The organism is Flavihumibacter rivuli, from assembly GCF_018595685.2.
GTDB lineage: Bacteria > Bacteroidota > Bacteroidia > Chitinophagales > Chitinophagaceae > Flavihumibacter > Flavihumibacter rivuli.
In genome coordinates, this window is sequence record NZ_CP092334.1 from 2,171,355 (window position 1) to 2,194,454 (window position 23,100).

Genomic DNA, 23,100 nt, shown 5'->3' on the forward strand with positions numbered 1-23,100 from the left:
ATGAACACAAGCATACTCGAAGCAAGGCATATCTTTAAACAATTCTCAGACCCGGTCACGATCGATGTGCTGAAGGATATCAACTTCAACGTTAACAAGGGGGAGTTTGTATCGGTGATCGGCAAATCGGGTTGTGGCAAATCAACACTGCTTTACATCCTCTCCACCATGGATACGGCCTATAGTGGGGAACTCTTCATTGATGGCGAGTTGGTCACCGGCAAGGCCGAGAAAGAACTGGCGGCCATCCGCAATGAAAAGATCGGCTTCGTGTTCCAGTTCCATTACCTGCTGAATGAGTTCACGGTATTGGAGAATATCTTATTACCGGGAAGGAAGCTGAACAAGCGCTCTAATGCGGAGTTGAAGGATAGGGGGATGTTCCTGTTAAAGACTTTGGGCATCGAGCATTTGCACAATAAGGCTGCCAACCAGATCTCGGGTGGGGAGAAACAAAGGGTGGCGATTGCCAGGGCCATGATCAACGAACCGCATATCATCATGGGTGATGAGCCTACGGGTAATTTGGATAAGAAGAATAGTGAGTTGGTATTTGATATCTTCCAGAAACTGGCGAGGGATTTCGGGCAGAGTTTATTGATCGTCACCCACGACCCGGAGTTCGCGGATCGAACGGATAGGGTGATTGAAATGGAAGACGGGAGGATAATTAAAATGTAATAGAGATTTGCCACAAAGGCGCGAAGGCACGAAGTACACACGAAGCATTTTTACCGCCTCCGTGCCTCTTAGTGCCTTCAAGCCTTTGTGGCGAAAAACACGCTTATTCTCCCGGATGGTAGGTTCTCTCCGCGTGTTTCAACACATCTTCCTTATAGAAAAGCACATCCTTGAACTGTCCCTTGCTGTACATTTCCAACTGGTCCTTGAAATGCGGGGAAGCGGGATCACCACTCACGCCACCGGCCAGTAAGGACTTGGCCTTTACCTTCTCCCCAAACTCAACAGCACAAACAAAACTATTCCCATGGATCCCGTAGCGCTTCTGCGTGCCGGGGAATGGACGGCTGTTATAGGAAGGCAGCATGCCCCAGTTACCAGATGCAAATGCCACCGGGAAAGAAGGCTTACTATCATCAAACTGCAGGTCGATGGCATTGGAGATCCGCTGGATCCTGTTGACCTGTCCCCAGGGCAGTTGCCAGCGACCAAAACGCTGTTGCAGATCGTTGATGGTGGCCAGCAAAGGCAGCAACATCGTTTGTGCATCAGCGGTAGCATTGAACTGCTTCACCTTTTCCACGATATCCAGTTCATCATCATCAATGGCCTGCTGCCTGAAGATCGCAGGCAATACCCGCTGTCCCCACTCTACCGCCAGGGTAGTGGCGATGGAATTTTCGCTCACGCGGTAATCCCAATTCTTTAATACCGCGATAGGTCCGGCCAGTAAGGCAAACAGGGAATCCTCCGGTTTAACTTTTTGCTCAAACCTGCTGATGAGCGCAGGCAACAAGGCTTCAAATGCTGCCAGGCGCGTATCATAGCCTGCCTTAATTACTTTCTCGATATTGTATTGCTTCACTTCCCCTAATACCCTTGCGGCATTCAGGCCACGAAAGGTCTCGCCATCGGGGGCCATATAAGCGGGATAGGCTTTCCGGTCAGGACTATTGCTTCCTGCTACTGTAAATGGGGTGGAGTTGCAGTTCTGCAACCAGCCATTGGCTGGGTTGAGCACATGCAAGGTCTGGCTGATGGGATGGTAGCCCTTCCACTCCGTCGACTTGGTGCTGCCATCAACAGGCCTGGCCCAATTGAATTTGGGATCGCGAACGGGAACCCTGTTGCCGTGCCAGTAGCCAATATTACCATCGGCATCCGCATAAACGGTATTGTTGGAGATATTGCCTTTCAGCTCAAGTGCCTGCTGGAAATCCTTCAGGTTCCTCGACTTGATGCGCTGCCAGCTTTGGGCCAGTCCTTCCAGTATCTGGTTATCGGCACGCATGCTAAGGAACTGGCCATTGCGTTTGGCCATGATGGGACCATGGTGGGTCCACAAGGAAGTGATGGTGGTGACCTCCAGTTTGTCGCCGTTCTTCACCTTAATGGTGATGGGTATCTTTCTGATGGGCTTTTGCTTTCCCTCGTAAGTATATACCAGCTGCCCATTCTTTTCCTTCACCTGTTCCGCATAGCTATCGGCCGCATCGATATAACTAGAAGTATGCATCCACCCCAGGCGCTCGTTGAAGCCCTGGTAGATGAAGAACTGTCCCCAGGTAACCGCGCCATAGGCGTTCAGGCCCTGTTCACTCACCATATGCACTTCAGGACGGAAATAGAAGGTGGTATGCGGATTGATATACAAGATAGCTTTTCCCGATTCGGTGATGGATGGCGCGAAGGCGAATCCATTGGAACCGGAAGGCAGCGGCTCTTCAAAAGGCTTTTCGATAGCGGCTAACCGTGATGCACCACCGTAGAAGGCTTCCAGTTCCGCTTCGGTGATATCGGCAGTGCTGATGGCCCCGATACTGCCATCGGTCCAGAGCATGGGGTACCAGGGCTCGAAGCGGGTGAGCAGGGCCGGCTTTACCTGCGGATGGGTATAGAGGTAGTAGTTTACTGCATCGGCAAAGGCGATACAGAGTTGCTTCATCCAGGCCGGGGATTTCTGGTAATCCTTTTGCGCCTTGTCGGTACTGATGACGAGGCGGTTGAGGAGGTCATCGTAAAGGGCTGATTTTCCTTTCACTTCAGCCATGCGGCCGAGTTTCTCGACATAATTCATTTCCACGCGGGGGAAATCGTCTTCGCATTGGGCATAGAGCAGGCCGAAAACGGCATCGGCATCGGTCTTGCCGTAGATATGGGGTACGCCCCATTTGTCACGGATGATGGTTACATTGGCCGCTTGTTTTGTCCAGCGGGTGATCTCGGATGCGGTAAATCCCTGTGCCAGGAGATGCATGGGCAACAGGAGCAGCAAGCAAATTAGTCTCATGGTGGCAAATTAAGGAATTTGTGGAAGGGAGAGGCCACGAAGACACTAAGACGCAAAGTACACACGAAGGGGCCTAACCGCCTTCGTGCCCCTTCGTGCCTTGGAGCCTTCGTGGCCCAAAAAATTACCTCAACGCATCTTCATACAAGGCTGCGGTGCCGAGGATGGCACTATTCTCCAGTTCCGTAACCTCGATCTGTAAATTATGCAGCGCCGGCTGGTAGGCATAGGTCCGCACCTGCTCCCACATGGCTTGCTGGAAATATGGCCAGGCCGCTTTCACCGATCCACCCAGCACGATCAATTCAACATTGAGGGTATAGAGGATGAACTTGATGGCATTTCCCAGATGCTTCCCGTATTCAGCATACATGGCCAGTGCTTCGGCATCGCCAGCTTTGGCGCGTTCGAACACTTCTTTACCATCGATAGCATATTGGTTCTGGAAGAATGATCCACTCGCGTAATACTCCACGTTATGATCCAGGTAGTCGAGCATGCCGTACTCCCCGGCCCCGCAATGGATGCCGGAAAAGAGTTTGCCTTCCACAATGATCCCCGCACCCAATCCCGTACCGATGGTAACGCCGACCATTGACCGAAAACTCCGGCCCTTGCCATAGAGGTATTCGCCCAGGGCAAAACAGTTGGCGTCGTTGTTGATGCGTACTGGCAGCTGGAAACGTTCTTCCAGTATGGACTGCAGGGGTACTTCCTTCCAGGAGGGAATGTTCACGATATCGAAGACCGTTCCAGTGGCCAGTTCCACTAGTCCGGGTACGCCGATACCAATGGCCTTTACTTCGGGATGCAGTAGTTTTTCAATGACAACACAGACCTGCTCCACCACTTCTTCCTCTTTCCCATTGGCCTGGGTAGGTTCGCTGTGGAGGGTGATGAGGCCGCCATTGCCAACACGGCCGCCACGAAGCTGGGTACCGCCCAGGTCAAGCCCTATATATTGACTACTGCTCATTGACACCATTCGAGTTTAAGAGGGAAGCGGCATCACGATCGAGGTAGATCCTGGCACCGGGATGGTTGCGGAGCAGGCTGGCGGGCACTTCCGGACTGATCTCCCCTTCCAGCACCTGCTTCACGATGGCCGCTTTCTTGGCACCGCTCACCAGGAGGAAGATATCCCTGGATTCCATAATGGTGGCAATGCCCAGGGTAATACCACCCCTGATGGTAGTGGGACGGGTGAAATATTTCTGTGCCGTTTCAATGGTCTGCGGCGCTAGTTCGGCTATATGTGCCCGTGAGCCCGGATCGGAACCGGGTTCGTTCATCCCGATATGGCCATTCAGGCCCAACCCGATCACGGCCACATCAATGCCATGGTGGTCGCGGATAAAATGTTCCACATCGATGCATTCCTTATTGAGGTCTTCTGCCCTGCCATCGAAGAAATGCACCTGTCCGGCCTGCACCTGCAAGGGACCAAACAATTGCTGGTCGAGGTGGTAACGACAGGATCCCTCATCCTCGCCGTTCATGTCCATCCATTCATCCAGCCCCACGAAATGCCAGTCCTTCACGCTGATCTTTCCCTCCTGCACATCGCGCGCCAGCTGGCGGTAGAGACCGGCCGGGCTATCGCCCGATGCCACACAGATCAGGGGATGCTGGCTGGCCATCATGAACTGCTCCAGGTGACTGGCCGCCAGGGCGGATATTTCTTCGTAGGTCCTTTCAATAAAGACTTGCATATGGAATGTTTTAAGGATAATTATTTTTTCCTGCCTTCGATCCAGAGGTCAACAGGTCGCTCTACCTTGGGATGGAAGGGCAGCATGATCTTCCTGCCTTCTGCTGCAGAGGCATAGGCGGCATAGATGATCTCCAGTACCGCACGGCCATCTTCTCCGGTCACAAGGGGTTGTTTGTCGTGCTGCACGCAATCAATGAAATGCTTGAGTTCATGCGGGTAGCCCTGGTTGAACACTTCTTCAAAGATGGTGAAGCTCCAGCCAATGGTCGTATCGGCCTTCTCCATCGCATAATCATAACCGTGCTTACTGTACGATACCGCGGCATTGCCCATGAAGAGGTCGGCATATACCACGCCACCGGTGCCATACACTTCGCAGCGGTCGTCCATACCGCCATGCTTGGCCCAGCTGTTCTCGGCGATACCTACCACGCCGTTTTCGAATTCGATGATCATGACCGAGTTGTCCTCGCATTCGGTGATGTCCTTGTGCAATACAGTTGACATGGTGGCGTATACGCTCACGGCCCTGCTGTTATTGGTCATCCAGCGGAACCACTCGATGGCATGGCAGCCCATGTCCATCAGCACGCCGCCACCGGCGAGTTGCTTGTTATAGAACCATTCGGAATGCGGGCCGGAATGTTTCTCGCCCTGCTTCAGCATGTACACTTCGCCTACACCACCGTCCTTGACCATCTTGCGAACGCGTTCGTATTTGGGGGCGAAGCAGAGTTCTTCGGCATACATCAGTTTGACATTGGCCTGTTTACAGGCGGCGATCATGGCATCCGCTTCTTCGAGGGTAACAGCCAGGGGTTTCTCGATGATGATGTGCTTGCCGGCCGCGGCTGCTTTCAGCGTGGCGGTACAGTGCAGGAAGTTGGGAAGGCAGATGTCCACCACCTCGCAACCGGAATCGTTGATGATGGCATCGAGGTCGTCGTACCATTGGGGGATGCCGTGCTTTTCGGCGAAGGCCTTAGCCTTATCGGCGTTACGGGCATAGACGGCTACTACTTCGGCTTCAGGGATGAAGCGGTGATAACTTTCGAAATGAATATCGGCAATGAATCCGGCTCCAAGGAGAGCCACCTTGGTTCTGTGCATCGTTAGAATTTTGAATAAATATACGGAAGGGGTAACGCAAAGAACGCAGAGGACACGCGAAGGACGCAAAGAGAAAGCCTCCCTTTGCGAACTTTGCGCCCTCTCCGCGGACTTTGCGTTATAAAATCCCCTCCACTATTTACAAATGATCGTTAGTTTTTCATCAAAAATCCTTCAATTTATCCATCAAATACCTTTAAACTTTTCAAACCCTCTACTGGTATTCTGCGAAAATTTTAAGAAATTTGGCATTCCATTATAAAATCTGAAAAATGAGCACAACCCCGAGTACCTTGTTTGATAAAGTGTGGGATTCACATGTGGTACGCAAGATCGCCGACGGTCCGGATGTATTCTTTATTGACCGTCATTTTATCCATGAAGTAACCAGTCCCGTTGCCTTCCTCGGATTGGAACAGCGCGGCTTGAAAGTGATGTTCCCCGAGAAGACCTTCGCAACGGCCGATCACAATACCCCGACCATCAACCAGCACCTGCCCGTACAGGACCCCCTGTCGGCCAACCAGTTGAAAGCCCTGGAGCAGAACAGCGCCAAATATGGTATCTCCCATTGGGGACTGGGTAATCCCAAGAACGGTATCGTACACGTGGTAGGCCCCGAGAACGGTATCACCCTTCCCGGCATGACCATAGTATGCGGCGACTCCCATACTTCAACCCATGGTGCTTTCGGTGCCATCGCCTTCGGTATCGGTACTTCCGAGGTGGAGATGGTGCTCTCTTCCCAGTGCATAATGCAGCCCAAGCCGAAGAAGATGCGCATCGTGGTGAACGGACAACTCAACAAAGGCGTTCTTCCCAAGGACGTTATCCTCTATATCATTGCGAAGCTCACCGCAGCCGGCGCCACTGGTTACTTTGTGGAATATGCCGGTGAGGTATTCGAGCAAATGAGCATGGAAGGCCGCATGACCGTCTGCAATATGAGTATCGAGATGGGCGCGCGCGGTGGCATGATCGCTCCAGACGAGACCACTTATGCCTATATCAAGGGCCGTGAGAAAGCCCCTAAAGGCGAAGCCTGGGACAAGGCCCTCGCCTATTGGAAGACCCTGAAGACCGACGAGGGAGCGACCTTTGATAAGGAATACCATTTCGACGCAGCCGATATTGAACCCATGATCACCTTCGGTACCAATCCCGGTATGGGCATTGGCATCACCCAGCATATCCCTGTTTCCCAGGAAGAAGGCAAGGGTAAGGCCAGCTACGAGAAATCCCTCACCTATATGGGCTTCGCCGAGAACGAACCCATGCTGGGCAAGAAAGTGGATTATGTTTTCATCGGCAGTTGTACCAATGGCCGCATTGAAGACTTCCGCGCCTTCGCCTCTATTGTGAAGGGTCGCAAGAAAGCCGACCATGTGACCGCCTGGATCGTTCCCGGTTCGCATATCGTAGAGAGCCAGATCAGGGAAGAAGGCATCCTGGACATCCTGACCGAAGCCGGCTTCCAACTGCGCCAGCCCGGTTGCAGTGCCTGTCTCGCGATGAACGACGACAAGATCCCTGCCGGTAAGTATGCCGTGAGTACCAGCAACCGCAATTTCGAAGGCCGCCAGGGACCCGGTGCCCGCACCTTGCTGGCAAGCCCGCTGGTAGCCGCAGCCGCAGCCGTGACTGGCGTAGTGACCGATCCGCGCGAATTGCTTTAAGAACCACCAACCGGCGCGGTGGAGAACATGCCGCGCCAGGTATTCACTCATCAAACAAACAACCCATAATGGCTTACGATAAATTCACGATACTGAAGAGTTCCGCTGTTCCCCTGCCGATTGAGAATGTGGACACGGACCAGATCATTCCCGCCCGCTTCCTGAAAGCCACGGAGCGCAAGGGATTTGGCGATAACCTGTTTCGCGACTGGCGCTATAACAGTGACGATACCCCGAAAAAGGATTTCGTGCTGAACAACCCGATCTACTCCGGTAAGATCCTGGTAGCAGGAAAGAACTTCGGCAGTGGCAGCAGCCGCGAGCATGCGGCCTGGGCCATCTACGACTATGGCTTCCGTTGCGTGGTGTCCAGCTTCTTCGCCGATATCTTTAAGAACAACTCCCTCAACATCGGCATCCTCCCCGTAACGGTGAGTCCCGAGTTCCTGGACAAGATCTACAAGGCCATTGAAGCCGATCCCAAGGCCGAGCTGGAAGTGAACCTGCCAGAGCAGACCATCACCATCCTGGCCACCGGCGAAAAAGAGTCCTTCGATATCAATGGTTACAAGAAGCATAACCTGATGAACGGATTTGACGATATAGATTACCTACAGGCCATGAAAGCAGAGATCGCTGCTTTCGCTGAGAAGAGCCTGTATTGACCCTTAAGCAACCAACATGCCCCATTCCAAACGGTACATCGAGATCATGGATACAACCCTCCGCGATGGTGAACAGACCAGCGGGGTGTCCTTTACGGCAGCCGAGAAGCTGACCATTGCCCAACTGTTGCTGACCGAGGTAAAGGTGGACCGCATTGAGATCGCATCCGCCCGGGTTTCCGAAGGCGAATTCGATGCCGTAAAACGGATCACCAAATGGGCGAAGTCCAAAGGCCTGCTCCATAAGGTGGAGGTACTCACCTTCGTGGATGGTGATGTCTCCATCCAGTGGATGACAAAGGCCGGCGCCAAAGTGATGAACCTGCTCACCAAGGGCTCGCTGAACCACCTTACCCACCAACTGAAGAAAACACCAGTCCAGCACTTTAAGGAAGTTGGCGAAGTGATCGCGCTGGCCAAAAAGAAAGGGATCGAGACCAATGTGTACCTGGAAGACTGGAGCAATGGCATGCGGCATTCGCCCGACTATGTGTACCAGTACCTCGATTTCCTGAGCACCCAGCCCATCAGGCGGATCATGCTACCCGATACCCTGGGCATCCTGACCCCGGCGGAAGTCCACGAATATATTTCGGCTATTGTTCAACGTTATCCCGGCATCCATTTCGATTTCCATGCGCACAACGACTACGACCTGGGAACGGCCAATGTGCTGGAAGGCGTGAAAGCCGGCGCCCATGGCCTGCACCTCACCATCAACGGGATGGGGGAAAGGGCCGGCAATGCGCCCCTGGCGAGCGCTATCGCGGTGTTGAATGATTTCATGCCCAATGTCAGGACGGCCGTAGTGGAGAAATCGCTCTACCGCGTAAGCAAGCTGGTGGAGACCTTTACCGGCTTCCGGATCCCGGCCAATAAGCCGGTGGTGGGCGAAAATGTGTTCACCCAGACAGCAGGTATCCATGCCGATGGCGACAAGAAGAACAAGCTCTATTTCAGCGACCTGATGCCCGAGCGCTTCGGTCGCCAGCGCAAATATGCCCTGGGCAAAACCAGCGGCAAGGCCAATATTGAGAACAACCTGCACCAACTGGGCATTGAGCTTTCCGATGCCGACCTGAAGAAAGTGACGCAGCGCATCATTGAGCTGGGCGACAGGAAGGAAGTAGTCACCCAGGCCGACCTGCCCTATATCATTTCGGATATCCTGGACAGTGAAGCCATTAAGGACAAGGTGAAGATCGAGAACTATGTCCTCACCCACTCCAAGGACCTGAACCCCTCGGTGACCCTGAAGATCAATGTTGAGGGCGAGCTCTTTGAAGAGCATGCCCAGGGTGATGGGCAATACGATGCCTTTATGAATGCGCTGAAGAAGATCTACAAACAGAAAAAGATCGAGCTGCCGGTACTTACCGATTACGCCGTGCGCATCCCGCCCGGTGGCAAGAGTGACGCCCTTTGCGAGACCATCATCACCTGGAGCCTGAACGATAAGGAATTCAAGACCCGGGGGCTCGACAGCGACCAGACCGTATCGGCGATCAAGGCCACGCAGAAGATGCTGAACATCATTTAAGCATCCCCGTTAGTACAATTAAATACCATTCAAATCCCCTTAATGGCAAGCAAACATATTCTCATTGTGCCCGGTGATGGCATCGGGCAGGAAGTAACAGCAGTAGGCAAGAAAGTATTGGACAAGGTAGCGGAGCGTTTCGGCCACCAGTTCAGCTATGACGAAGCATTGATCGGGCATGTAGCCATCGAGGCGACGGGCTCTCCCCTCCCCGATGAATCCCTGGCCAAGATGAAGGCCTCGGATGCCGTGCTCTTTGGGGCCGTAGGCCATCCCAAGTATGATAATGACCCATCGGCCAAGGTACGTCCCGAGCAGGGATTGCTGAAGATGCGCAAGGAGCTGGGCCTCTATGCCAACCTGCGTCCCATCAAGTTATTCGATGAACTACTGGATGCCTCCAGCATCAAGCCCGAGATCCTGCGTGGCGCGGATATCCTTTTCTTCCGCGAGCTAACCGGCGATATCTATTTCGGCGAGAAAGGCCGGAAGAACAATGGCGATACCGCATATGATGTAGCAGAATACAGTCGCTATGAAGTGGAGCGCATTGCCCGCAAGGCCTTTGAGGCCGCCCGCACCCGGAGGAAGAAACTCTGTTCGGTGGACAAGGCCAATGTGATCGAGACCTCCCGATTATGGCGCGAGGTGATCCAACGGGTAGCACTGGACTATCCCGATGTGGAAGTGGAACACCAGTTCGTGGATGCCACGGCCATGCTGCTGATCAAGGATCCCCGCCGGTTCGATGTGGTAGTGACCGCCAACCTCTTCGGTGATATCCTGACCGACGAGGCCTCCCAGATCGCCGGCTCCATGGGCATGCTGGCCAGCGCCTCCATTGGCGATGGCACGGGTGTATACGAGCCCATCCACGGGTCGGCCCATGATATCACCGGCAAAGGCGTCGCCAATCCCCTGGCCTCTATCCTATCGGCAGCTTTGTTACTCGATATCTCCTTCTGCATGAAGGCCGAATCCGAAGCCGTTATCAATGCCGTAGACAAGGTGTTGAAAGAAGGCTGGCGCACCAGGGATATTGCGGATGGCCAAACCCCGGCAGATAAGGTATTGGGAACGGAAAGGATGGGGGAAGAGGTATTGAAGTGGTTATAGGTATTTACTGATAATTGAAATTGAAAGCGCAACCTTCTAATCGGTTGCGCTTTTCTTTTCAATAAAATGACGCAATAGCCCCGAAAGCAACGCTTCAATTGCTGCTATAATTTGCACTTTTCGTTTAAAATTACTAATTAGTGGTACATACAAGAGGGTTTAGTTATTCAGGGGTTTAAACAACTCAGTTTACTATGGCTAGAAGAATTTATAAAAAAGAACTAACCAGTCTTTTAGAAATGATTACCTGTCAAAGAGATGACCTAAAGATAAACGATGGTGATTCAACAGTATATAATGAACTTATCACAAAGGAAATCTTACTTACATTTCCAGACGCAGCATACGGGGTATTATTTGAATCAGAAACAGAATTTAAAAGTTTCCTGAAACAAGTAACTTCTGAAGGAGAAACCCATCCTCTAGCCGGGGTTTTTAAAAATGAAACTGATTTTCAACATTGCCTTGAAACAGCCAAACTACAGATCAGCAAATTTTTAAAAATAAACGAACCTGCGCTTGACTATTCATTTGAAAGTCTAAAAATAATTGATGCTGGTATAAAAAAACAAAAATTGAATTTTGAGGACTATTCCACGAATCTTTACAAATATATTATCTGCTACATAGGGATGGTTATCATCAAGAACCAGGAAGGAGAATGGAAATTACAGTATATCGAGCAAGATAGCCTGTTGGAACCCTATGTTTGGTTAAAAAAAGGGAAACTGGTAGATGTCTTCACCGATGCATATTCGGATGCATATGAAGACTGGAATAATTTCTCTGTTTACACCACAGCCCATTTACGGATTGATAGTTTAAACTAAGTCCAATCGAAGTAGAGGTAATCCGTCACAAGAACATTGAGAACTCCAAGAAACGATGAAAGAATATTGGTTCAATGGACATATCGCATCAACTATTTTTTGCAAATTCAAACCTAATGCTCAGAATTTCTCCTTGATGTCCAAGCCTACAGGATAGTAGACCGTCCAACTGGTTGAACTTTCCGAACCGGAAGAGCTGGAATCACTGGAACCGGTGGTGCTTTCTTCAGAATTGGTAGTTTCTCGGGTATGCGTGGCAGTCCCACTTGCTTCAAGAAAAAAGATATCCCCCGAAATTTCCGTTCCAAATTCATAGCCCTTAGTACCGGAACTCCCCTTGCGATGTTCATTCATTACCGTGCGGATAGCTTCCGACTTAGTGGTATTACTTACGGTGGTGGAATCATAGACTAATTCAATATCAAAATGAAGCGAATTCACCCCCTTTTTATAGGTAAAACTCTTTTTTCCATAGATACTTGTAGTACGATCAATTACCGAACTTTCTCTCGGATTAATGGAATAAGGCATTAGAGCTGGATGAAAGGAAACAAAAATAGTCATTGTGGTTCCATCCGCGACATTGATATTAAAGACATCCTGGGCCTTTCCTTCTTCTGCCCGCAGGTACCCATTCTCATATAAATTGGGTGCCAAGGGATCTCCAGTATCAGCATTTACCTTTGCTTCAAACTCCCCTCTTGCCGGTCCGCTTCTGCCACTAATCTCCAACACAATAATTTTATCCAATGCCGTACTAAATAAACTGGATCCTTTTCCAAACGGCTTTTTTTCCAATACCAGCTTCCCGTCATACAATTTACCTGCCGCATGAGCCACATTAGCTGCATCAATGAGATATTCATTATTGGAATGCAAAAATTTTACTTTCCATTCAGGTGTAGTACTCAGTATTTCACCCAAATATGGATAACCATCTTCAAAGGTTATCACCACCAATTGACCAACACCTAAACTATGCTGTTGCGGCTCATACAGTAATACTTCATTGGTTCGAGTACCCGGAGGAAAATTGCCATTGGTCTGTTTAACTTCCAGCCAGCCGGAGAATTGTTGAAATGTATACCGGCTTCCTGTATGAACAAAACGACAATCAAATATACCGCCTTCCTTTACAGAGGTCACTTCTGCAAAATACCGTTTGTCATCATTGGGAAATCTCACCCCAATGAAATCATGCTGTTTCATGTGTTTCTGATTTAAATGGTTAAGACCAATCCAGGTTTGGGTCAGGGTTTGGACACACTGGCATTTTTCTGCATATAAATGCCAATAATTCCAATGCCATTGATTTTACTTCTGTGCTACCAGCAGGATTAACCGGGGGGGTAGGAACCTCAGGAGGCATTGGTGGCTTTACTGCGATTTCAGAAAACTTCCTGAAACCAGTCGTTTTGAAAAGTGCAGAAGAAAATCTTCTTGTGCCTGCCGGCTTAGCTATAACCGGATCAGCAGTTGCGACGCTGCGCAGTTTTAACCGTTTTTCAAACAGGCCAGCTGATTTTGCTTTTAGCTGATGTTTTACCTGTGGCTCCAGCCGGACAAACAATTCCGAAGTAAGATTTTTTACTGCTGCTGGCTGCACAGGTGTTTCAAAATTGATAACAAGATTCCGCACAAATATCAGCTTCTCCGGAAAAGCAGGAATAAGGCCTTTGCCATTTCCATCGGATATTACAGCCTCTCCCTCTGGTAATTTCCAGAATCGTTGCTGAAAAAATTCCTTATAGGGAAACCATTCCCGAACAAGGGTTACTACAGCATATTCAAAACTAATTTTCCGGATATCCGGCTCATTGTCTCCATTCTCAAAAAGCCGCTTTAACGCTTCCGGGGCCTTTTCATACAGTGCCGCAACTTCCATTTTATCCAAACTGAGTTGTGGCCAGGCTACCTGTTCTTCAAAAAAATTACTCGGATTAAACAGGGTTGGCAAATAGGAAAACTCAGCAGCCAGTCCGTCTGCACCGGATATTCTGGCAAACAATTCATAATCTGAACGTAGATCAGCCAGCAAACTAATCGGAGCCGCTCCTGCCAATTGATTGAATACACCCAACCAGTTTTCAACTTCCTGCTTTTTGCCTTTTGTTTCCCAAAGCAGCAAGGCTTTAGATATGGCTTTTTTCAAGGAAGGTTCATCCGTATTCCATTGTGCTTTTACTGCATCTGCGCCTGTTCCTTCCGCCATAGCTGCTTGTAATTGCCTGGTTTTATATTCACTAATACAGGTTTTGTACAATTGCTCGTATTGTTCATACCGGGCAAGTGGGGTAATAACAGCACCAGCTTCTGTTTCCTCCTTGTTCAAATACTCAATCGCCCTCCTGTACTGTTCTTCCTGCTCTGGCGTACGGTGACTATTGGCCGGGATCGCCTTCTTCAGCACGGAACTATAGATATCGGAAAGCAAATCCGGCAAAACTGTAATCATATCAGCTGGCTCTGCCACGAAATTGAATAACCCTGAAAATTCATTTCTTTTGACATTTGCGTCTGTAGGATTGATGCCATACTTGGATGGATCAATAAAATAAAACAATTCTTTGCCAACTGTAAACTCACCGTTCTGAAAGGCCAGGAATTTCTGGTCCTGTACTTCACCGGATGCATCGGTTTCAAAGATGAGTTTCAATTTGGTGAGCAGGGCGATGGCAATGGAAGCGTTCATATCAGTCAAATTTTGCGTTGGGATCGGGATCCGGACAAACACCTACCAGCCTGTTAATAAATCCGAGCAATTGCATCCCTGTACAACTGATACCCTCACCAGTATCCTTAGAATGAAAATCACTGGTTTCATTTCCTTTAGAATACCCCCCTTTGACCCTAAAGGGTCCCCAGCCTACATTTGCCTCCGAATCAAATTTAGATTTGAACGTACTGGCCTGCCAGGCAGACTTATCGAATTTTATATTCAGATTGCGGGCAAATACGGCATGAGTGGAATAAGCGATAAAACTACCTTTAGGTGGATTTCCGCCATCAGACAATACAGTGCTGCTAAAGGTCCAGGTACCAGGATCCAGTTTCCAACCTCTGCAAGAGAACAATTCTGTGCCAAACCAGGGGCGCATGATTTTTACCTGTGTTAATTCAAAACTCATTTCAAAAATATTTGACTCCATGGAGTTGGCAGTACGTTCGGTAGAACCAGAAGCACCAGCACCTGCTGACCATAGGCCAAAATTCAATCCACCACTGGCATTCCAGGCCGTGGTTGATTTAGACGCGTGTGTGGTTACTTCTTTGTCGCTGAAACTGTATTTCATCCATTCCTGCTTATGGAAATTGGCAGGGAAAAGCCGAACCGGATAAAAATCAAAATCAATCATCGACTCAGTAAACCGGGCGCGATCATAAGCATCCCTCAATTCAGCAAACCAGGAAGCCATACTCCGCCCAGTCACCTGTGCTATATAGGCATGCATGGCTTCCACTTCATTTTTGTAGCCAGCACCTGTCCAGGCATTCATGGCTGATTTGACCTTAGAGCGATACACTGGCTGATTAACACTGAAATCCAGCACAGCTTCTTTATTATCACCAGCGGCAGCACTGATGCGCTTATTATTATAGAGCAATACAGCATCAGCATACGCCTGTTCTTTCTCAGCATAGGCTAGGGAAATCGGACTATCAACTGTTCTTTCAGTTTCTTCCTCGGTAACCAGGTTCTTTTCCTTTTTGGTAGTATAGAGTAGTCCCTTGAATTTTTCCAGCTTTTTCTTTTCTTCATCGCTGGGTTCAAGATTGGTTACTTTGGCAAATTTTAAAATATTACCATAAATCTTGCTAAGTCTCTCCTGGCTATTCCGGTCAATGGTCTGGGACTGATCTGTCTGATAGACGGCAGAAGGATCCGGTACCAAATCAGCAAACAAAGCAAAATCAGCTGCTTGCATGATGAGCTTGCGCAGTTCCGTAGCATCTGCGGCATTGAATCCCTTTTCAAGAAAATCAAAGTCTGAATTTCCGAAAGGAATACCAGGAGTTACCCAGGATATAAAATTGTTTTTATTAGCCGGTGCGTGTTCATCACCACCAGTGAGAATTTCATTCAGCTTGGCAAGCGTTGCGTGCATCAGCTGATCGCCGTTAAAGACTGACATAGCTGGAAGTTTTATAATGAATGTTATTGAGACTCTGTGACAATCGTAAACCAAAGCTTGTAGGAGACATCACCATTTTCTACTACAGCCTGCTGTTCCATATTGGGTGTAAAATCAGCAAGGAATATGGTGCCAATCAAATCATTGGCGCTTAACTCATCTCTTTCCCAAATCTCTATGGAGTGCTGGCTGTTTTCCGTCAACGTTACTTCCCGGGAAATTTTTTTGGTCTGATGATTCACCAATTCACCAACCTCGATTGTTCGAGGAAATCCATTATTTACAAGCAAAAAAATGTCATCTTTTCCAGTATAGTCATCCTGTTTGAGGCAGGTGACTGCATCAATAATCAGAAACATACTAATTGATTTGAGGAAGATTGAAGGTACAATTGCAAAAAAGGGGAAGACAATGGGAAAAACCCCGTATGGGAGCGGTATTAATACCTTATTAAGCTAAAGCCTAATATTCTTTTCTGCCGCTTTGATGCCGTACGGCAAAAATTTCCATTGGGTTGACAACAAACTTACCGTATATGCTTTTATTGAACCAGTAGGTCGGTATAGTTTTACATCTTTGCATTTTCGACCTCGTGAAACCGTTTGCTGAACTGGAATTCGCATTTGAAAAGGCTCCGGATAGATTTGAATATGTAAATACTATCCCCTTCTTTTCGGAGTCTACACTTATGCTATTCCCAACTTTCAAACCACTAGAAATGTAGCAATAAAGCTCAGCAATGCCATTATCTTTCCATTAAGGAAAAAGGATTCCATTTTCCAATTTATTATTAAAGTGTACCGTCGTCGACTCGGTTATCCCAAATCCTATTACCCAAAATCGATGATTATTCGAGATCTCCATTCTTACAACAGTTCCCTGGAATACGACACCATTATTCAATAGTTCATCATTCTTTCTCTGCTGTTTGCACATGGAATCCCAGAACCCCTTGCTTACAAAATAAAACAAAGAAATAAAGAGAGTAATCTTGATCAACAACTTCCCAAATTCCCTATTTGAGGTATTTTTTTACCATAGTATCAATAGTTCCCCAAAAAAACATTTAAACCTTCTCCAGGAACATTTCAAGCCTAATCAATTATCTGGGCTTATGAGAAAACTCCGTTATGACCATACTGATGGCCTTATTATCATATTCAATACGTCTTCAATTCCCATTTTCTTTTGAACAAAATCCCTATCCGAATTTCCTGTTAAATAATCAATTAAATAGTTACTTTTCTATCTCCATCCTGAAATAAAAGAAACATTATGAAATTGAAAACTCGGTTTACTATGGCTAGAAGAATTCCCAAAAAAGAACTTACCGGTCTTTTAGAATAGATTACATGTCAAAAAGATGACCTAATGATAAACGATGGTGATTCTGCAGTTTATTATGAACTTATCACAAAGGAAATCTTACTTACATTTCCAGACACAGCATACTGGGTATTATTTGAATCAGAAACAGAATGGAAAACTTTCCTGGAAAAAGTTACTTCTGAATGTGAAACCCATCCCGTAGCAGGGACTTTCAAAAATGAAACTGATTTTCAAAATTGCCTGGAGACTACAAAACAAGAGATTAAAATTTTAAAAACTTCCCATTAACAAAAATAGAATCCAAGGAGTAATTAACGATACAATTACAAGTACACCTCTTAATTTTCGAGATTTAGGAGATTCATCCTTCCAAATCTTCTTTAAATAATTGTACTTGTTTCTGTAGCGCCAATAATTACTAACTAAAAAAACCAAAAAAATTCCAACACCTACATAGGCATAGTACTTTGAATTAGGAGCAATTTGTTCCTTTGTATATTTCAATTTTAAAATTATTAGTAATAAATCAATAACTAATAAAGCTTGGATCATACTAACAATAATTAAAGCTGTGGCGCCATTTCTTCCATCCCATTTAAAATAAAATTGAATTACCCTATAGTATATATAATCAAAAATCAAATTGCCCATTGTGCACATTATTTGTTATAGCTAAAGATATTTCTAGTAAAATGGATTCTATCCAAATTACTGACTTCTAATACTAATTTATATTTGAAGCTTTAAACTTTTACCCCATGGCACACCCAACCCAATTGATCCTCGAGACAAATCGATTATATATCCGTCCGTTATCTTACGACCACCTTGTACAATATACCGACCTGGATAATTCCCTCGAAAATAGCCTTGGGCTTGAGCCCTATCCAAGGTCCTTACCGGGGGAGCTCAAGGAAGCGCTGGAGCAGGCGATCCTGCCGATGGTAAAGCAGGCGGGGGATGACCTGCTGTATTGCACTTTATGGACCATCATTGAGAAGGAACATAACCGTATGGTGGGGGATCTCTGCTTCAAAGGTGCACCGAATGCAGCGGGGGAGATTGAGATCGGTTACGGGACCTATGCCGATTTCCAGGGCAGGGGTTTTATGACGGAGGCTATCGGGCGAATCCTGCAGTGGGCTTTCAATCAGCCAGGTGTGCAGGCGGTTATTGCGGAGACGGATAAGGGGAATATTGCATCCCACCAGACGCTAAAGAAGAATGGCTTTGAAGTATATAAGGAGGAAGGGGAAATGATTTGGTGGCGATTGAGGAAATAACTCTTCGCGTTACTTTTTATAACGCAAAGTCCGCGAAGGACCGCAGAGGACGCAAAGAGGGCCATCCACCAAAGCGGACAGCCCCCGGGACTAAACCAAATCTACATCCCTCAACAGATCTTTATTTCCATCCCCCTCCCAGGGCCTGGTAAATATTTACAAGTGTTATAAGTTGCTCCTTACGGGTCTCCACCAATTCCATGCGCGCTTCGAGTACATCGCGCTGGGTCAGCAGCACTTCCATATAATCGGCGCGGGCAGATTTGAAAAGGTTGCCGGAAATGGCCACCGACTGCGCCAATGCAGCTACCTGCTGGTCCTTCAAGGCATAGCCCTGCTTCAGGTTCTCGATCTTCGACAACTGGTTGCTCACCTCAATGAAACCATTCAGGATACTGCGTTCGTAATTGAACACCGCCTGCACCTGTTTCGCATTCGCATTTGCGTAATTCGCCTTGATGGCATTGCGGTTCACCAGGGGAGCCATCAAGTCGCCGGCAAGACCATAGAGGATTGACTCCGGCGTACTGAACAGATAAGCCGGATTAAAGGCCCGATAACCCAATCCCGCTACAATACTCACGGAAGGATAAAAATTCGCGCGGGCAATGGCCACTTCCAGTTTGTTCGCCTGCAGCTCCAGCTCCGCCTGACGGATATCCGGCCTGTTCACCAGCAACTGCGAAGGCACGCCTGTCCTGATGGGTTCAGGCAGTGCTGTATTGAACTGATTGGATTGCCTGGCCACCGGACCAGGGAAACGGCCCACCAAAAAATTGATCCTGTTCTCCGTTTCGATGATCTGTTGCCGGATGGCATAGACCTGGCTCTGGTTCTTCAGCACTTCCGCTTCAAAACGTTTAACGGCCAGTTCGGTTACCCGCGCTGCCTGCTTCTCCTGCCGGATGATCTCCAGTGCATTCTGCTGGATCGCGATATTCTGCTGCAGGATCTCTAACTGGTTATCCAGTGCCAGCAATTCATAATAGGAATTGGCGATCTCGGCCACCAGATGGGTGACCATGAAGTTCCGGCCTTCGATCGTACTCAAATATTTCAGTGCGGCTACCTTCTTCGCATTGTGCAGCTTCTTCCAGATATCCACTTCCCAGGAAGCATAGACGCCGACCATCAAATCTCCCAGCGGCTCGGGAAATTCCTTGCCCGGCTTGATCTCAGTATTGGCATCATTGGCGCCCTGGCTGGTATAGCGGCCCACTTTCTCTACTCCTGCCCCGGCACGCACATTCACGAAGGGCAGGTATTCCCCCTTCCTGATCCTGATCTCATTATTGGCCACCTGTATCTCCTGCAGCATGATGTTCAACTCCTGGTTATGCAGCAAGGCCGTATCGATCAGCGCTACCAGGTTGGGATCCTTGAAATAGTCCCGCCAGTTCAGCTGCGCGCTGTTCACCGTATCCTGCGATCCGGCAAAGCTCGCAGGGGTATTGGTTTGCGGGGTCTTCTGGACTGCCGGCGGAATGGAACAGGCTGCAAAGAACAGCAGGCCACCCAGCAAGCCCATCGCTTTATTCATATGTATTCTGGTCATGTTGATGTTTGTCTTCTGTTAATGGTTCGAAATACTCATCCTTGATCAGCTTGCGGCCTTCTGCCAGCTTGCCGAATATGTAGTAGAGTCCCGGTATCACGATCACCCCGAACACTGTACCGATCAGCATCCCGCCTGCTGAGGAGGAACCGATGGTGCGGTTACCAATAGCACCCGGACCTGTGGCGAACACCAATGGGATCAGGCCCGCGATAAAGGCGAAAGAGGTCATGAGGATGGGACGGAAACGCGTCTTCGCTCCTTCAATAGCGGCCTGCAGGATGGGCATACCGTTCTGGTTCTTCTGCACCGCGAACTCCACGATCAACACCGCGTTCTTGCCCAGCAAGCCCACCAGCATCACCATACCCACCTGGGCATAGATATCATTGGCCAGTCCCATCGCCTTCACCATCATGAATGCACCAAACACACCCGCAGGCAGGGAAAGGATAACCGCCAAGGGAATGATGAAGCTTTCATACTGCGCGGCCAGCAACATGTAGATAAAGGCCAGCACGATGAGGAAGATATAGATCGACTCATTGCCCCTGGTGGCTTCGTCTTTGGACAAACCGGCCCAGTCGATGCCATAGCCACGCGGCAGGGTCTTGGCGGCTACTTCCTGGATCACCTTGATGGCTTCACCACTGCTGTAACCGGGTGCAGGACCACCCCGGATGGCGGAAGAAGTGTAGAGGTTGTAACGCGTGATCTCGTTCAGGCCATGGGTCTTCTTCATGCGCATGAAAGCGGAATAGGGCACCATCTCGCCATGGTCGTTCTTCACATAGAGTTTGAGGATATCCTCCGGCAACTGGCGGTATTCCGGTGATGCCTGAACGAAGACCTTATAGTACTGGCCGAAACGGATAAAGCCCAGCTCATAGGTACTACCGATCAGGATCGAGAGGTTGTCCATGGCCTTACCTATCGACACACCTTTCTGCATGGCCAGTTCATTATCGATCTCCAGTTCATATTGCGGGTAGTTGGCACTGAAGAAGGTGAAGAGACCCGTCAGTTCCTTGCGCTGTTTCAGGGCGTTCATGAAATCATCGTTCACTTTCTCGAAGGCCTTGTAATCGCCGGTATTGGTCTTGTCCAGCAGGTTTAGCGCAAATCCGCCAGCAGCGCCATAACCCGGTACGGCAGGGGGTTCAAAGAATTCGATGGTAGCGCCAAGGTCCCTGGTCTTCTCTTCCAGTTCCAGGATGATCTCTTCGGCTGTCTTGTCGCGCTCCGACCAATCTTTCAGGTTGATCAGACAGGTTCCCGAGTTGGAGCCACGGCCTTCTGTCAACACTTCATAACCGGCCAGTGCGGAAACGGACTGGATGCCTTCTACCTTCTCGGCGATCTTCTGCAGTTTGAGCGCCACATCATTGGTACGCTCCAGGGTAGTACCAGGAGGCGTCTGGATGATGCCATAGATCATGCCCTGGTCTTCTGAAGGAATGAATCCTGACGGAAGGCGATTGCCGAGGAACCAGATCCCGCCGCAGAAAGCGAAGAGGATGCCGAAGGTGACCAGCCTGCGATTAACGATGAGCGTGAGCAGGTTGGTATAGCTGCCGGTCAGCTTTTCGAACCAGCGGTTGAAGCCGTTGATCAGCCAGTTGATCGGGGTTTTCTTTTTCGGTTGTCCATGGTTGTTCTTCAGGATCATGGCACAGAGCACTGGCGTAAGGGTCAGTGCTACCACACCCGAAAGGATGATGGCCGTGGTCATGGTAATGGAGAACTGGCGATAGAAGATCCCTACCGGTCCGCTGAGGAAGGCTACGGGAATGAATACCGCAGCCATTACCAGTGTGATGGCGATGATGGCCCCGCTGATCTCGTGCAAGACCTTGGTTGACGCGCCATAGGGCGAGAGGTGTTCTTCTTCCATCTTCGCGTGCACTGCTTCCACCACCACAATGGCGTTGTCCACCACCACACCGATCGCCAACACCAGCGCGAAGAGCGTGATGAGGTTCAGCGTCAGCCCGAAGAGCTGCATGAAGATGAAGGTACCGATCAGGGATACGGGTACGGCCAGCGTGGGGATCAGGGTAGAACGCCAATCGCCCAGGAAGAGGAATACCACGATGGCCACCAGCACGAAGGCTTCCACCAGGGTATGTACCACTTTCTCAATAGAGGCATCCAGGAATTTCGATACGTCATAACTGATCTCGTAATCCATGCCGGGCGGGAAAGAACTGCCTTTGATCTCTTCCAGTTTCGCCTTCACTTCCTTGATCACCTCACTGGCATTACTGCCATAGTTCTGTTTCAACACGATGGCCGTTGAAGGCAAACCGTTCAGGTTGGAATAGATATCATAGAATTCACTACCGAACTCCACATCTGCCACATCCTTCAGGCGAAGGATCTCGCCATTGGGATTGGCACGGATGATCACGTTCTTGTATTGGTCAGGCTCACTGAATCGTCCCTGGTAGGTGAGCACATATTCAAGCGACTGGGAGCGCTTACCATCGCTTCGGCCGATACGTCCGGGCGAACCGATCACACTCTGCTCATTGAGTGCTTCCATCACTTCATCAGTGGAGATATTGTAGGCACGCATGCGGTCGGGCTTCAGCCATACGCGCATCGCATACCTGCGGCTACCCAGGATGGATGCCTGTCCTACCCCACTCAGGCGTTTGAGTTCAGGAATGATGTTAACGTTCGCGTAGTTGTAGAGGTACTTCATGTCCGCGGCCGTGTCCTTGCTGTAGAGGTTCACATACATCAGCATGTTGGCCTGGGTACGCGATACAACCACCCCTTCGCGTTGCACGAGTACAGGCAATCGGTTCATCACCTGTTCGATCCTGGTCTTTACATTCACCACCGCCTGGTTGGGATCGGTGTCGAGGTCGAAGACCACCTGGATATTGGCTTCACCTGCACTGGTGGCATCTGAGGTCATGTATTTCATTCCCGGCACACCGTTGATGGCTTGTTCCATCGGGATCAGTACGGAGTTCACCAGCACGTTGGCGCTGGCGCCGGGATAAGCCGTTTCCACCAGGACCCGTGGTGGCGCAACGGAAGGGAACTGTGAAATAGGAAGGGTTTCTATGGCCAGTAGTCCCATGAAGACGATCAGGAGCGATACTACGATGGCGAGTACCGGCCTATGCATAAATTTTGTAAACATGTAATGCTTTTTTAGGTGCAA

Annotated in this window: 19 protein-coding genes; 8 read left to right on the forward strand and 11 right to left on the reverse strand. The window is 49.2% G+C overall.

Translation table 11 applies throughout. The features are described from left to right. Positions 1-681, forward strand: coding sequence for an ABC transporter ATP-binding protein (locus KJS94_RS09575; protein WP_214447448.1), 681 nt, complete (start codon positions 1-3; stop codon positions 679-681). A gap of 103 nt (positions 682-784) precedes the next feature. Here the strand turns inward: KJS94_RS09575 and KJS94_RS09580 are convergent, their stop codons facing one another. The 4 genes from KJS94_RS09580 to KJS94_RS09595 form a co-directional block, all read right to left on the reverse strand. Further along, a complete protein-coding gene (locus tag KJS94_RS09580; RefSeq protein ID WP_214447447.1) occupies positions 785-2,971 on the reverse strand; it encodes a penicillin acylase family protein in 2,187 nt (728 codons plus the stop codon). A gap of 124 nt (positions 2,972-3,095) precedes the next feature. Continuing rightward, on the reverse strand, positions 3,096-3,947 hold the full coding sequence (locus KJS94_RS09585) for an ROK family protein (protein ID WP_239804112.1): 852 nt from the start codon (positions 3,945-3,947) through the stop codon (positions 3,096-3,098). Further along, complete coding sequence (locus tag KJS94_RS09590) at positions 3,937-4,683, reverse strand: glucosamine-6-phosphate deaminase (RefSeq protein WP_214447445.1); 747 nt, start codon at positions 4,681-4,683, stop codon at positions 3,937-3,939. Before KJS94_RS09590 ends, KJS94_RS09585 begins: the two co-directional genes overlap by 11 nt. 20 nt (positions 4,684-4,703) lie before the next feature. Beyond that, complete coding sequence (locus tag KJS94_RS09595) at positions 4,704-5,795, reverse strand: Gfo/Idh/MocA family protein (protein ID WP_214447444.1); 1,092 nt, start codon at positions 5,793-5,795, stop codon at positions 4,704-4,706. Positions 5,796-6,067: 272 nt separating this feature from the next. On the opposite strand from KJS94_RS09595, the gene leuC reads away from it, so the two are divergent. The 5 genes from leuC to KJS94_RS09620 all read left to right on the forward strand — a co-directional run bounded on the left by leuC (position 6,068) and on the right by KJS94_RS09620 (position 11,622). Continuing rightward, positions 6,068-7,471: a 3-isopropylmalate dehydratase large subunit gene (gene leuC / locus KJS94_RS09600; protein ID WP_214447443.1), complete on the forward strand. Its 1,404-nt coding sequence runs from the start codon at positions 6,068-6,070 to the stop codon at positions 7,469-7,471. 68 nt (positions 7,472-7,539) lie between these two features. After that, on the forward strand, positions 7,540-8,136 hold the full coding sequence (leuD, locus tag KJS94_RS09605) for a 3-isopropylmalate dehydratase small subunit (protein ID WP_214447442.1): 597 nt from the start codon (positions 7,540-7,542) through the stop codon (positions 8,134-8,136). Between the two features lie 16 nt (positions 8,137-8,152). Then, positions 8,153-9,676: a hydroxymethylglutaryl-CoA lyase-like TIM-barrel protein gene (locus tag KJS94_RS09610; protein WP_214447441.1), complete on the forward strand. Its 1,524-nt coding sequence runs from the start codon at positions 8,153-8,155 to the stop codon at positions 9,674-9,676. Positions 9,677-9,718: 42 nt separating this feature from the next. Further along, positions 9,719-10,792 (forward strand): 3-isopropylmalate dehydrogenase, encoded by a 1,074-nt coding sequence (gene leuB, locus KJS94_RS09615; RefSeq protein ID WP_214447440.1) that lies wholly within the window; start codon positions 9,719-9,721, stop codon positions 10,790-10,792. Positions 10,793-10,986: 194 nt separating this feature from the next. After that, a complete protein-coding gene (locus tag KJS94_RS09620) occupies positions 10,987-11,622 on the forward strand; it encodes a hypothetical protein (RefSeq protein WP_214447439.1) in 636 nt (211 codons plus the stop codon). A 120-nt stretch (positions 11,623-11,742) separates the two neighbouring features. Here the strand turns inward: KJS94_RS09620 and KJS94_RS09625 are convergent, their stop codons facing one another. Genes KJS94_RS09625 through KJS94_RS09640 form a run of 4 tightly spaced genes read right to left on the reverse strand, consistent with a single transcriptional unit; the run spans position 11,743 to position 16,114 of the window. Continuing rightward, the gene (locus KJS94_RS09625; protein WP_214447438.1) at positions 11,743-12,831 is read right to left on the reverse strand and encodes a hypothetical protein; all 1,089 of its coding nucleotides are present in this window, start codon (positions 12,829-12,831) and stop codon (positions 11,743-11,745) included. A 19-nt stretch (positions 12,832-12,850) separates the two neighbouring features. Then, complete coding sequence (locus KJS94_RS09630) at positions 12,851-14,356, reverse strand: hypothetical protein (RefSeq protein WP_214447437.1); 1,506 nt, start codon at positions 14,354-14,356, stop codon at positions 12,851-12,853. Continuing rightward, positions 14,316-15,755 (reverse strand): hypothetical protein, encoded by a 1,440-nt coding sequence (locus KJS94_RS09635; RefSeq protein ID WP_214447436.1) that lies wholly within the window; start codon positions 15,753-15,755, stop codon positions 14,316-14,318. Before KJS94_RS09635 ends, KJS94_RS09630 begins: the two co-directional genes overlap by 41 nt. Positions 15,756-15,778: 23 nt before the next feature. Next, on the reverse strand, positions 15,779-16,114 hold the full coding sequence (locus KJS94_RS09640) for a hypothetical protein (RefSeq protein WP_214447435.1): 336 nt from the start codon (positions 16,112-16,114) through the stop codon (positions 15,779-15,781). Between the two features lie 1,012 nt (positions 16,115-17,126). On the opposite strand from KJS94_RS09640, the gene KJS94_RS09645 reads away from it, so the two are divergent. Next, complete coding sequence (locus KJS94_RS09645) at positions 17,127-17,372, forward strand: hypothetical protein (RefSeq protein WP_214447434.1); 246 nt, start codon at positions 17,127-17,129, stop codon at positions 17,370-17,372. Here the strand turns inward: KJS94_RS09645 and KJS94_RS09650 are convergent. Then, complete coding sequence (locus KJS94_RS09650; RefSeq protein ID WP_214447433.1) at positions 17,355-17,735, reverse strand: hypothetical protein; 381 nt, start codon at positions 17,733-17,735, stop codon at positions 17,355-17,357. The two genes, KJS94_RS09645 and KJS94_RS09650, sit on opposite strands and share 18 nt — an antisense overlap. A 107-nt stretch (positions 17,736-17,842) precedes the next feature. Here KJS94_RS09650 and KJS94_RS09655 point away from each other — a divergent pair, with 107 nt between their 5' ends. Next, complete coding sequence (locus KJS94_RS09655; protein WP_214447432.1) at positions 17,843-18,367, forward strand: GNAT family N-acetyltransferase; 525 nt, start codon at positions 17,843-17,845, stop codon at positions 18,365-18,367. A 121-nt stretch (positions 18,368-18,488) separates the two neighbouring features. Here KJS94_RS09655 and KJS94_RS09660 read toward each other — a convergent pair whose 3' ends face one another. After that, positions 18,489-19,922, reverse strand: coding sequence for a TolC family protein (locus tag KJS94_RS09660; RefSeq protein WP_214447431.1), 1,434 nt, complete (start codon positions 19,920-19,922; stop codon positions 18,489-18,491). After that, positions 19,900-23,079 (reverse strand): efflux RND transporter permease subunit, encoded by a 3,180-nt coding sequence (locus tag KJS94_RS09665; protein WP_214447430.1) that lies wholly within the window; start codon positions 23,077-23,079, stop codon positions 19,900-19,902. Before KJS94_RS09665 ends, KJS94_RS09660 begins: the two co-directional genes overlap by 23 nt. Positions 23,080-23,100: the final 21 nt, after the last annotated feature.

What these genes read in the sequence shown, in the direction of transcription:
- KJS94_RS09575 (WP_214447448.1), top strand. Translation starts at nt 1, where the DNA reads ATGAACACAAGCATACTCGAAGCAAGGCATATCTTTAAACAATTCTCA.
- KJS94_RS09580 (WP_214447447.1), bottom strand. Translation starts at nt 2,971, where the DNA reads ATGAGACTAATTTGCTTGCTGCTCCTGTTGCCCATGCATCTCCTGGCA.
- KJS94_RS09585 (WP_239804112.1), bottom strand. Translation starts at nt 3,947, where the DNA reads ATGAGCAGTAGTCAATATATAGGGCTTGACCTGGGCGGTACCCAGCTT.
- KJS94_RS09590 (WP_214447445.1), bottom strand. Translation starts at nt 4,683, where the DNA reads ATGCAAGTCTTTATTGAAAGGACCTACGAAGAAATATCCGCCCTGGCG.
- KJS94_RS09595 (WP_214447444.1), bottom strand. Translation starts at nt 5,795, where the DNA reads ATGCACAGAACCAAGGTGGCTCTCCTTGGAGCCGGATTCATTGCCGAT.
- leuC (WP_214447443.1), top strand. Translation starts at nt 6,068, where the DNA reads ATGAGCACAACCCCGAGTACCTTGTTTGATAAAGTGTGGGATTCACAT.
- leuD (WP_214447442.1), top strand. Translation starts at nt 7,540, where the DNA reads ATGGCTTACGATAAATTCACGATACTGAAGAGTTCCGCTGTTCCCCTG.
- KJS94_RS09610 (WP_214447441.1), top strand. Translation starts at nt 8,153, where the DNA reads ATGCCCCATTCCAAACGGTACATCGAGATCATGGATACAACCCTCCGC.
- leuB (WP_214447440.1), top strand. Translation starts at nt 9,719, where the DNA reads ATGGCAAGCAAACATATTCTCATTGTGCCCGGTGATGGCATCGGGCAG.
- KJS94_RS09620 (WP_214447439.1), top strand. Translation starts at nt 10,987, where the DNA reads ATGGCTAGAAGAATTTATAAAAAAGAACTAACCAGTCTTTTAGAAATG.
- KJS94_RS09625 (WP_214447438.1), bottom strand. Translation starts at nt 12,831, where the DNA reads ATGAAACAGCATGATTTCATTGGGGTGAGATTTCCCAATGATGACAAA.
- KJS94_RS09635 (WP_214447436.1), bottom strand. Translation starts at nt 15,755, where the DNA reads ATGTCAGTCTTTAACGGCGATCAGCTGATGCACGCAACGCTTGCCAAG.
- KJS94_RS09640 (WP_214447435.1), bottom strand. Translation starts at nt 16,114, where the DNA reads ATGTTTCTGATTATTGATGCAGTCACCTGCCTCAAACAGGATGACTAT.
- KJS94_RS09645 (WP_214447434.1), top strand. Translation starts at nt 17,127, where the DNA reads ATGATAAACGATGGTGATTCTGCAGTTTATTATGAACTTATCACAAAG.
- KJS94_RS09650 (WP_214447433.1), bottom strand. Translation starts at nt 17,735, where the DNA reads ATGGGCAATTTGATTTTTGATTATATATACTATAGGGTAATTCAATTT.
- KJS94_RS09655 (WP_214447432.1), top strand. Translation starts at nt 17,843, where the DNA reads ATGGCACACCCAACCCAATTGATCCTCGAGACAAATCGATTATATATC.
- KJS94_RS09660 (WP_214447431.1), bottom strand. Translation starts at nt 19,922, where the DNA reads ATGACCAGAATACATATGAATAAAGCGATGGGCTTGCTGGGTGGCCTG.
- KJS94_RS09665 (WP_214447430.1), bottom strand. Translation starts at nt 23,079, where the DNA reads ATGTTTACAAAATTTATGCATAGGCCGGTACTCGCCATCGTAGTATCG.